The organism is Fluoribacter gormanii, from assembly GCF_900156395.1.
In the GTDB taxonomy this organism is placed as follows: Bacteria; Pseudomonadota; Gammaproteobacteria; order Legionellales; family Legionellaceae; genus Legionella; species Legionella gormanii.
Genome location: NZ_FTNL01000001.1, coordinates 291,245 through 301,206 on the forward strand (window position 1 = coordinate 291,245; position 9,962 = coordinate 301,206).

Below are 9,962 nucleotides of genomic sequence, written 5' to 3' on the forward strand. Positions count from 1 at the left end.
ATAGCTCAGAGAAGGGAGGCGGCGATGGTACATGGTCATATACCACAATCACTACAAAATTTTTTGGATTTGACCAATACAAAACCAACTGTATTTACACCTGAAGAAGTACGTGATCTTGCTGAAAAGACAGCTGAGGCTTTTGCTCTACCCAAATTATTTGTTCCTCTGATCCACAATCCAGTGCTGCAACTTGCTGATCATGAGATCACGACACGAATATATCATCCAGCACCACAAAAAAAATTACCCTTAATTCTTTATTTTCATGGGGGTGGGCATTTATCAGGGAGCATAGATACCCATGATGCGCTTTGTCGGCGAATTGCGGTTACCAGTCATGCTGTGGTCGTTTCTGTTGGATATCGTTTAGCTCCAGAATTTCCATATCCAGCAGGGCTAATGGATTGTATAGCAGTTTTTGAGCAGAGAGTTGAATTACTCAAAGAGTTTCAACTAGATACTCAGAATGTTTTTTTAGCAGGTGACAGTGCTGGGGGAAATTTAGCAGTTTCTGTCTGCCATCAAATGAAAGAACAAGGCGATCAAGCGATTAAAGGCTTAGTATTAATTTATCCATCTCTAGATTTCTCCATGAACTATGAATCATATCAAAGGAATGGAGAAGGTTTTTTACTCACTCGAGAGAAAATTAAATGGTATTTTGACAATTATTTCAAAAATGGAGGGGATCGAATTCAAGCATCTCCAATGCATTTTAAACATTTGGAATTATTACCACCCTGCTATATTGCAGCGGCTGAATATGATCCTTTGTTTGATGAAGCAATCGCTTTTGCAAAAAAAATAAAAAACATGGGAGTTTCCGTTGAATTAGAAGAATTTAAAGGAATGATCCATGTTTTTGCACAACTTGAAATATTTGTACCCGAGCAAATCGCTCGATTAATTGAATCCATAGAATATTTTATTAAGGCATACTCGAAATAGCCTGGATTTGGCTTCGGCTTCATCCTGGCTACGATGAATTTTTACTTATAAAGTATCAAATCCTTGATATTCCTGCCAAATAAGTTCTTCATAAGTACATTCTTCTACAACAGCAAAATCTGGACCTTCCTTTAACCATGTATAAAATAATCTTAAATCGTCAACCTTACCACAAGCAAAAACCTCTACGCGCCCGTCATCCAGATTTCGTGCCCATCCTGTAATATCCAATTTCTTCGCTTCTCTTTGCGCTGAAGCGCGATACCATACTCCTTGAACTTTCCCCGAGATATAACATCTCATGCATGCTTGATTTGTCATAAAATTTCTTATTGGTTTTTTGATAAATAAAGTTTATCTTATTTTAGGGGCTTTTTAAATTTTGCTTGTTTGCGCCAAGCCCCCTGATAAAAGGAGGTACAAATGGCTATATGGTTTAAAGAAATTACTCTAGAAGATATCAATCGATTTGGAAAAAATACTATGTCTGAATTTCTTGACATCCAATTTATTGAAATAGGTGATGATTTCTTAAAAGCAACCATGCCCGTAAATGAACGCACCAGACAACCTATAGGTATTCTCCATGGCGGTGCTAATGTCGCATTGTCCGAAACAGTAGCCAGTACAGCAGCAAACTCAGTTATTGATATGAATCAATTTTTCTGTGTCGGTTTAGAAATAAATGCTAATCATATTCGCTCCGTTAAAGAAGGGATAGTTACAGCAATTGCCTCCCCTCTTCATCTGGGACGATCCACTCAAGTTTGGCAAGTTAAAATCTTTAATGAAGAAGAAAAACTAACCTGCATTTCAAGAATGACGGCCTCGGTAATAAATCGACCTAAAGAATAAAACCCTCTGTGATTCAGCCCAGTAAAAATCGAGGTACTCTTAGCAATCCAGATGGTCGATTTGAACCACAAACCCGTGAACATTTTGCTGATGGCGGGGATATAGAAGAAGATATCCTTCCCCCTTTAGAACCTTTTTTACTCCCCAAACACTCCAAATCAGTAATTAGCCATAATGATTCTCCTGATATTAGTCGAGATATTTTTGACGCGTTGTGTCACATGGAATCCGAATAAATATATTTGATTGAAATTTACGCAAGTTAAAAAATAAACTCTATACTTAAGCTGAGTGAAAAAAAAAAACTAAACCCAAGGAGGATGTAATGAATACAAGTTCATGTATTTCAAAAATATTACGTACAACGGTTATAGTCGGTTCATTATTCTTTATTGTAGGTTATACCTCCATCGCCAGCGCAGCTCAAGGATGCGGACATGGATATCATAGAAATATGTATGGCATGTGCGTATTAAATAGCCCAGGACCCAATGCAAGACCAGCTCCCTATCATCCAGGCTGCTGGCGAAATGCTTGGGGTCAATTACGTTGCTACAGATAATCATTCGATAGGCCTTACTTTGGTAAGGCCTATTCAAGCATTATCTATTTCTTTTTGTTAGGATGAGATTCTAGTTTAGATTTTTCATGAGTAGGTTTCATTTTATCAGAATGAGCCGAGTGCTGTTGATCGTGGCGACGTGCATCTTGTGATTCATTTTTAAATTTATTATGTTTTGACATTTGTACTCTCCTTGAGATTAAAATTCCTTACATAGAATTTAAACTTAGTTCGAGTTACTTGAAAAAGCAAATCAACATTTTTTAAAAGGGAACGAATTGCTAAATCATAAATTCAGTAGTTGTAATTCAAAAAGTACGCTAAAGTAACTTTAATTAAACTTACTGAAAAATGGATTTTTTCATGACACCGGAAGTAAATGAAGCCTTAAGGAAAATAAGACAACAAAAACCTTTTATATTAAACATCACCAATTATTTTCCTATGGGATATGTCGCAAGTGGGATACGTAGTATTGGTGGTTTCCCATTAATGTGTAGTGCAGAAGAGGAAGTTGAAGAATTATTGGGAATTTCCAAAGCCGTGGTGATCAATCTGGGTAAATTAGATAAAGCGTTTGTTAAACTAAGTAATTACATTTGTAAGATAGCAAATCAGAAAAATATCCCTATTATCTTAGATCCGGTCGGAGCGGGTGCAAGTCGATACCGAACCGATGTTGCAACAGATATGATCAAAAAGCATCAAATTTCAATTATTCGTGGCTATCCTAATGAAGTTGCCAGTTTAGTGACTAGCGAACTAGTAATCCAAGATAGTAACCATCTGCTTGAAGATAAAGTAATAATAGAAAATGCAAAGTCATTATCAAAAAAATATAATCTATCAGTGGTTGTCAGTGGAAAAAGACATCTAGTTGTGAGTGCAGATCGAATCGATCAATTTAATTTTGATTCCGAGCTGGTGCAAAAAGTGGCAGGGATAAGTAATTTACTTTCGGCAATAATTAGTGTTTTTAATTCTGTAATTAAAGATCCATTTTTAGCCGCTAAAAATGCAGTGCATTTTTATGCCGAATGCGTTGGGCCAACCTCAAGTGGTGCTTCAGGCCCGGCATCATTGATTATAGGAATAATTGATAAAATTTATATCAATGCAATGAAAGCACAATTGTTTACATAGATTTTACTTGAAAAATACTCCATCTCTATTTTCGTCATCCTACGGCGTGTCCGCGAGATCCAGAGATCTCCCTTAAGCCGCGAAGCCTAGGACAGAGGTGACTATACCCAGGCCACATAAAAACTAATTAGTAAATACCATAAAAGCAAATATCCCTTTGTCCACAAGAACTTGAAAATTACTCCAAGATTGTTGAGAGGCAATTTGGGCAAAAGTATCAATGTGTTCGGGGTAATCATCAGCGCGCGGATGCTCCATCCGTGCAACAATTTCTTCACCAGTGATTTCAGGGTTGGTTTCAACCATACGTGATTGCAAAGCATCCAACCATTCATCCCGTGTCTGATTCTGTTTGAGAACACCATCAACCATTAACAAAAAGCCATTAGGATTTAGTTTTTGTTTGCATGTAGCAATGAAATTCTTTTTTTCGTGTAAAGATAAATGATGAACGGCATAACTGGTAAAAATCACATCGACTGGACCTGGCAAACAAGGAAGAGCGACCGTCATGTTATCTGCAATGAACTCTTTTTCACAATTAAGTGGAGCTAGCGTATTTTCTGCCATTTTTAAAACATCTTGCGCTGCGTCAATGCCTATATATTTTTCGATGGAAGTGGCTGCAAGTACAGAAACAACTGTACTGCTGTCACCACACCCAACATCCACAAAAGAAAAAGGACGATTTCCTATATGTGTCGAGAGAAATTTTTGTAACGCCTGCAACATTTCCCGATGAAATAACATATTATTTTTAATCGCGCTTTGATAACGTTGCCAATTCTCATTAAAGTATTCACTCACGGTAGTCATAGCATATACCTACAATATTTAATTATGGATTAGAGAGATAATAGCAACTCTCATCATTTCGGTATACTCTAGGGCGTGTTGACATTTGGTGTCACGGTCAAAAACCAAGCTAATTTGCGCAAATTTCAGCTTGAGTTCGTTAAATAGAGCTGGCTATTCGCCTCACTCAAGTTAAAATTTGCACTAAATTATCCCGATTTTTGACTCGCGCCCCCAAATGTCAACACGCCCTAGGTTAGATGAGACAAAATAAGCTAAAGATTGAAAAAAACAAACCTAAGTGGTAAAATTTTAACCTTTTGGTAATCTTATAGGCCACATATGAATTATTTTTTTTCATTATTACTCACTTTGTTTTACTCCGCGAGCTGTTTCGGTGGTATTGCAACCGAAGTAAGTTTACGCGATAAAATTGGCCAAATGCTTCTTGTTGGTTTTGATGGTAAAAAAATTAATGCCCAATCCCCAATAGTAAAAAAAATAGAGGAAAATAATATTGGCGGCGTCATATTATTTGATTACAACTACCATACAAAAACGTTTGACAAAAATATTGAAACCCCAGAACAAGTAAAAAAACTGAATCATGAACTCCAATATTTTGCTGAACAAGGTAATTTAAAACATCATCGAATACAATTACCTCTTTTAGTTTCGATAGATTACGAAGGTGGGCAAGTCAATCGTTTAGGGGAACAATATGGATTTCCTCCGACTTTATCAGCAGCTGAAGTCGGCAAAAGAAGCGCTAAAGAAGCAGAAACTACTGCTGAATCTATGGCTCACACTCTAAAAACGGCAGAATTTAACTTAGACTTTGCTCCAGGACTGGATGTAAATGTTAACCCTGATAATCCAGTTATTGGAAAAAAAGAGCGAAGTTTTTCAAGGGCTCCCAAGCAAGTCATACGCTATGCGAGCATTTATACCCATCATTTCTTAAATCAAAAAATTCAATGTGCTTATAAACACTTTCCTGGACATGGTAGCTCTACCAGAGACTCTCATCTGGGTTTTGTGGATGTTACAGATACTTGGCAAACTTACGAATTAGAACCATTTGAATTCTTACTGAACTCACCTGAGGCATGTGGTGTAGTTATGACTGCACATATTGTGAATCGTCAATTAGATCCATCCGGATTGCCAGCAACTCTATCCCATAAAGTTTTAACTGATCTTCTGAGGAATCAGCTCCATTTCCGAGGGGTTATTATCACTGATGATATGCAAATGAAGGCGATTAGCGATAGTTATGGGCTTGAACAAGCTTTAGTATTGGCTATCAATGCTGGAGCAGATATGCTGATGTTTGGTAATAATTTATCTGTTCCAACACAAGATCCAGTTCAAGTCATTAATATAATTGAAGCCAAAGTTCAATCTGGAGAAATCAACCAGGAACGAATCAATGAAGCCTATCAGCACATAGTAACTTTAAAAAAATCATTAAACTAAATAGACGATTATTGCTGCAAAGTAAGTCTAGGTGCAGTGAATTAAAAATTAGAGGCAAGACTTCTAAATTTAGCCTCACTGTAATCGTTCAGGGGTTATGATTGAATCTTGGGGAATAGTTGGATTTGAGCGCTGGTTGCGCAAAAATGAGGATGGGAAACGTAGCATACATTGAGTATGCGAGGCTTCCGAAGCGTTATTTTCGCGCAAAATACACCAAATTAATCCAGCCAGTGAATAGAGCTTGAACTTACGCCTCACCGATGGATCGATTAAATCATTTAACTGACACGATTAAATTTAATCGCGACATCGACATCCATGCCTGGAGAAACAGTAAGCTTTCCGTTCGCACTCCCTGAGTTTTTTGAAAAAACACCATTCAAGTTACCGTATTCTGTTTTAATAGTCACTGTTCCATTAACACAAATCCCACGCAGTTTCGTGGTATTATGGCTTGGACAAAGAACACTTCCTGAACGTTTGTCTGCATTGACCTCAATGGCAAAATAGCCAGCACTATCCAAAGCACCTACGGTTCCTGATCCATTATAGACACATTCCCCTATCAACCAATTTGAAGCCTTACCTGATCCGGCCCAATTTCCAGGAACATCTTCACACTTACTTGAACCAGAATAAAAAGTAAAATCAGCATGCGATATGCTTGCAATGGTCAGGGCGACAGCTGTAAATCCAATGAGTATTTTTTGTTTCATTTATCATCCTTAAAGAAATTAAGCCATACAAACACAAATGTTTGCTGCTGGTTGAACTCGAAATGTATTATTACGTTATAAAATTACTAGTGCAATCGAAAAAAATCAGAATGAAAAATAAATTCCACGAGCAACTTGAGATGTTAACGCTCGAGTAACTATGCCCCTGTATCCAACATGCTGGCTTCATGCTTTTGCATTAGGAAGTTGGGTGCGTGGCAATGAACATTCATACACATACAAGTACATAGGCTTGGTCAATTTGTGAATTACTGGAATAATCTTATGGTGAGATACTGTTGCCACCGATTGGCATTGATTAAAAAATTGCTCTGGGCATTGCTTTGTATCTCTAAAATCAAAATAGGTTATTTTATCAATTTTCCCCTTGGATAGTGCCTGTAAAAAAGCATTGTCCCAGTATTGATATTGGTTAATATCGCCGCAAGGAATTGCGTGAACAGATTCATTGGGCATAAAGAAATTCAATGCGGCTGCATTAGTATAATATCCAGCAACGACAGGCTGTCCTTTTTTAATGATTTCTGGTTCTCTAATCGCTTTTTGTAGTACCGTATAAGCCTTACCTTTTTTCATATATGTTGCGATTGGCCATGAATTGGCAAGGATCATCACGAGGCTAAAGACTAAAAAAACTGGATAACAGATCTTAAAAAATCGGTGGTACTTATATTTTGTGATGCAATACCCTGTTGCTAATGCGATGTTCATTCCTAATGGCGCCAAGTAAATCACACGGGCACTACCGCCCAAGAGGGTTGATATGAACCAAAAGAATAGCCCTAAAAATAATAGCGCATAAGTCAGTTCCAAAACGGGGTTATTGGTCGTGCTTTGGTTTTTCCGATACTTGAACCATCCAAATACAGCCAAAAATAGAAAAACCGAATAATTAATTACTAATGAACTTATCAGCTCCAAGAGACTATGGGATATGGTGGTATGATTTTGCGTTTGACTATGAAAATTTAATAAATAAGTAATTGAAATCCAATCGTGCTTGATATTCCAATAGATAACAGGAGAAATCATTAAAATAATTATGAGGCAGGCCAAGTAAAAATGTACACTTTTAAAAAGTTGCCGCTGTTTAGAAAAAATAACATACAGAAAAAGCCCCATCACACTCACAACAGCAGTATATTTAGATAAAATCATTGAGCCAATAAACAAAGCACAGAGGTATACATCAAGAATGCGTTTGTATGAAATGTAACGTGCAAAAAAATAAAACGACAGAATTGTAAATAAATTCAAGGGAGCATCGTATAAAACACGAACAAAAATACTTTCAGTGGTAGTAGGCAAAACGACCCATATCAGTGCGCTAATTAATCCTGTTTGCTGATTATTTAGGAGACAACCTGTTTTGTATATATAATAGGAACCTATAATCAGGCATAAAAAACCGATGATATTAATGGAAAAGAAGGTATCACCAAAAATTGCCCGAGAACTATGGAAGAAATAGGCAATCATCGGTGGTCCATCAAAATAGGACCAAGCTAAATGCTTTCCCCAGGCGTAATAATAGAAACTGGTAATAGTTGGAATAATGAAAAAAGTTGCCAGAAACAAAAAACCAATATAAATAACCAGAAAGGATTTTGTTGCTTTTTCATTCCACATAAATCACCGCGTTCCTTTTTTCATTAAATGATTGGAATCCTAATTAGGACCTTATGAAATCTCAAGTTTTTGATAAATTATTGAGTTTTATAATATCATAATAAACATTTAATACGCATTAATAAGTGATTATTGATGAGAAGATTAAAGTAATTATCTTCTCATCAACTACCTTCATCCGCTCTTTCGGTATTATCCCCCTCACCTCCCCTCCTTAGTGGAGTTAGGTAAAATCTCTACAACATGCGCTAGCCATTTTTTATTATCAGCTCTAATAATAGTATTTGTGCGCCCATAGATAAAATCATTTAAATTGCAATGGATTAGCGATGCCAACGCACTATTACATCTAATCTTATAATAAGTTCGATCGTGAGAAAGTATTTGCAATTGATACTTGGCTAGCAATTTGCCAAAAGGGGTATTCGTATGCAGTATTTCTTCTATCATATTTTTGGGCAGCTCATTAAAGTTCATTGTGATAAAAGCCAACTCAACTACCGTCACTTCTTTTTTTGTTTGTGCTAAATCAGGCTGATTTCTCTCTTTATTACTATCAATAAACATGACTATGGCACGTTGATAAGTATTTTTACCTGGATCCTGTGCTGCAAAAATTGTTTTTATAATTGCACTGCGCTCATAATACTTTTCTATGCTTTTAGTCATTAAAGGTTGCGTTAATAACTCATTGTAGGGACTCGGTAATTGAGAAAAATCTACCTTTGTGCCTATTTTATTGATTTCTGCAAGTTCATTTACCTTAAGCTTAATTTCTTTCGACTCAGGGGCTCCGTTAACTACAATAGCTTTAAAGAAAAGCACCGTGACTATGAGAGGAAAGAACAGATAGAGCTTCATTATTGCCTTTATTAATAATCTCATTTGCACTCAGTCTTATATTGTTAGTAACCTCAAATTGACTTATTCATCGCATGGGGTCTAATTTGAATCCACCTTCCTCCGCTCTTAACTTACTCTCAAAACTGGCGAGAACAGATAAGGTTGGATTATGGTACACAATTTCTGTGTAAGAAAAACCTGTAACTTCTTGCTGATTATAACTTCCTGATACCTCACAATATCCTTCCCAATAACCATGTTTTTCCTGCTCGGGAAAAACTGCAACATTAGTAAATGACAACCCAATGCTGGGTATATTGATCTTATATGTAGTGGGATAAAGAATTGATAATACCGGGTCAAGCCAATAATCTTCGCGAATCACCTCCATATCTTGATAAGAAATAAATCGCTTTTCGCCAGACGGTAGAATTAGGTTTGCCAAACCGCCAATTACATTATTGTCGTTAAAATTGAAAATAAGGAAAATGTTGGCCACAATTCCATTATTCAAGCGCACCCCAAACCATTCCCATCCATTTGAATCCAGATTGAAATCGCCCCATTGATGATCCATCCAAGCATCACCGGGGTTCTGGTTAACTTGGTACGTCTTATCATTGAGTTTAAGCGTTCCCGTTGTTTTGAAGTGGGGTATGGAATAATAATATGAATTGGTGTTATCAGCCATTGGCATTAGTCCATTTTCATTGATTAAGAAAAACGATGCTTGTGGCTCCAGAGTTAGATTAAATTTTAACACCGTATTCTTTTGGCGACCCTCTGCTTTCAGCAAATAAACCTCTTTTCCTTGTTGAACTTTTTTTTGTAAGCTGTAATCATTTTTTAAAATAATATTTAATTTGTCAGTGGAGTTGCCCCTATAAAACCGGACCACTTAGCCAGCCAAAGCACTATTGATAAATTGTCTTGGTGCCATCATATTTAACCCTTTATGGGGCGCA

At 36.7% G+C, this 9,962-nt stretch carries 13 protein-coding genes; 6 read left to right on the top strand and 7 right to left on the bottom strand.

What is annotated here, in order from left to right; translation table 11 throughout:
• Positions 1–24 precede the first annotated feature (24 nt).
• Complete coding sequence (locus BW930_RS01250; protein ID WP_058467813.1) at positions 25–951, top strand: alpha/beta hydrolase; 927 nt, start codon at positions 25–27, stop codon at positions 949–951.
• Between the two features lie 45 nt (positions 952–996).
• Here BW930_RS01250 and BW930_RS01255 read toward each other — a convergent pair whose 3' ends face one another.
• The gene (locus BW930_RS01255) at positions 997–1,272 is read right to left on the bottom strand and encodes an acylphosphatase (RefSeq protein ID WP_058467812.1); all 276 of its coding nucleotides are present in this window, start codon (positions 1,270–1,272) and stop codon (positions 997–999) included.
• Positions 1,273–1,374: 102 nt separating this feature from the next.
• Here BW930_RS01255 and BW930_RS01260 point away from each other — a divergent pair, with 102 nt between their 5' ends.
• From BW930_RS01260 to BW930_RS01270, 3 genes are all read left to right on the top strand, one after another.
• Entirely contained in the window at positions 1,375–1,806 is a 432-nt protein-coding gene (locus BW930_RS01260) for a hotdog fold thioesterase (RefSeq protein ID WP_058467811.1), read from the top strand.
• A gap of 8 nt (positions 1,807–1,814) precedes the next feature.
• A complete protein-coding gene (locus BW930_RS01265) occupies positions 1,815–2,042 on the top strand; it encodes a hypothetical protein (protein WP_058467810.1) in 228 nt (75 codons plus the stop codon).
• 89 nt (positions 2,043–2,131) lie between these two features.
• Positions 2,132–2,368 carry a GCG_CRPN prefix-to-repeats domain-containing protein gene (locus BW930_RS01270; RefSeq protein WP_058467809.1) on the top strand — a complete coding sequence of 79 codons (237 nt, stop codon included), beginning with the start codon at positions 2,132–2,134 and terminating at the stop codon, positions 2,366–2,368.
• 44 nt (positions 2,369–2,412) lie between these two features.
• Here BW930_RS01270 and BW930_RS17075 read toward each other — a convergent pair whose 3' ends face one another.
• Positions 2,413–2,550, bottom strand: coding sequence for a hypothetical protein (locus tag BW930_RS17075; protein ID WP_165481608.1), 138 nt, complete (start codon positions 2,548–2,550; stop codon positions 2,413–2,415).
• A gap of 181 nt (positions 2,551–2,731) precedes the next feature.
• Here BW930_RS17075 and thiM point away from each other — a divergent pair, with 181 nt between their 5' ends.
• A complete protein-coding gene (gene thiM / locus BW930_RS01275) occupies positions 2,732–3,511 on the top strand; it encodes a hydroxyethylthiazole kinase (RefSeq protein ID WP_058467808.1) in 780 nt (259 codons plus the stop codon).
• 123 nt (positions 3,512–3,634) lie between these two features.
• Here the strand turns inward: thiM and BW930_RS01280 are convergent, their stop codons facing one another.
• The gene (locus BW930_RS01280; RefSeq protein ID WP_058467807.1) at positions 3,635–4,327 is read right to left on the bottom strand and encodes a class I SAM-dependent methyltransferase; all 693 of its coding nucleotides are present in this window, start codon (positions 4,325–4,327) and stop codon (positions 3,635–3,637) included.
• A gap of 321 nt (positions 4,328–4,648) precedes the next feature.
• Between BW930_RS01280 and BW930_RS01285 the strand changes: the two genes are divergently transcribed.
• Positions 4,649–5,785: a glycoside hydrolase family 3 protein gene (locus BW930_RS01285; protein ID WP_058467806.1), complete on the top strand. Its 1,137-nt coding sequence runs from the start codon at positions 4,649–4,651 to the stop codon at positions 5,783–5,785.
• A gap of 281 nt (positions 5,786–6,066) precedes the next feature.
• On the opposite strand, the gene BW930_RS01290 is transcribed toward BW930_RS01285, so the two are convergent.
• The 4 genes from BW930_RS01290 to BW930_RS01305 all read right to left on the bottom strand — a co-directional run bounded on the left by BW930_RS01290 (position 6,067) and on the right by BW930_RS01305 (position 9,895).
• Positions 6,067–6,504, bottom strand: a complete 438-nt coding sequence (locus BW930_RS01290; RefSeq protein WP_058467805.1) for a hypothetical protein — start codon at positions 6,502–6,504, stop codon at positions 6,067–6,069.
• A gap of 186 nt (positions 6,505–6,690) precedes the next feature.
• Entirely contained in the window at positions 6,691–8,154 is a 1,464-nt protein-coding gene (locus tag BW930_RS01295; RefSeq protein WP_058467804.1) for a glycosyltransferase family 39 protein, read from the bottom strand.
• Between the two features lie 201 nt (positions 8,155–8,355).
• Positions 8,356–9,039: a hypothetical protein gene (locus tag BW930_RS01300; RefSeq protein ID WP_058467803.1), complete on the bottom strand. Its 684-nt coding sequence runs from the start codon at positions 9,037–9,039 to the stop codon at positions 8,356–8,358.
• A 43-nt stretch (positions 9,040–9,082) separates the two neighbouring features.
• Positions 9,083–9,895, bottom strand: coding sequence for a lipocalin-like domain-containing protein (locus BW930_RS01305; protein WP_238587852.1), 813 nt, complete (start codon positions 9,893–9,895; stop codon positions 9,083–9,085).
• Positions 9,896–9,962: the final 67 nt, after the last annotated feature.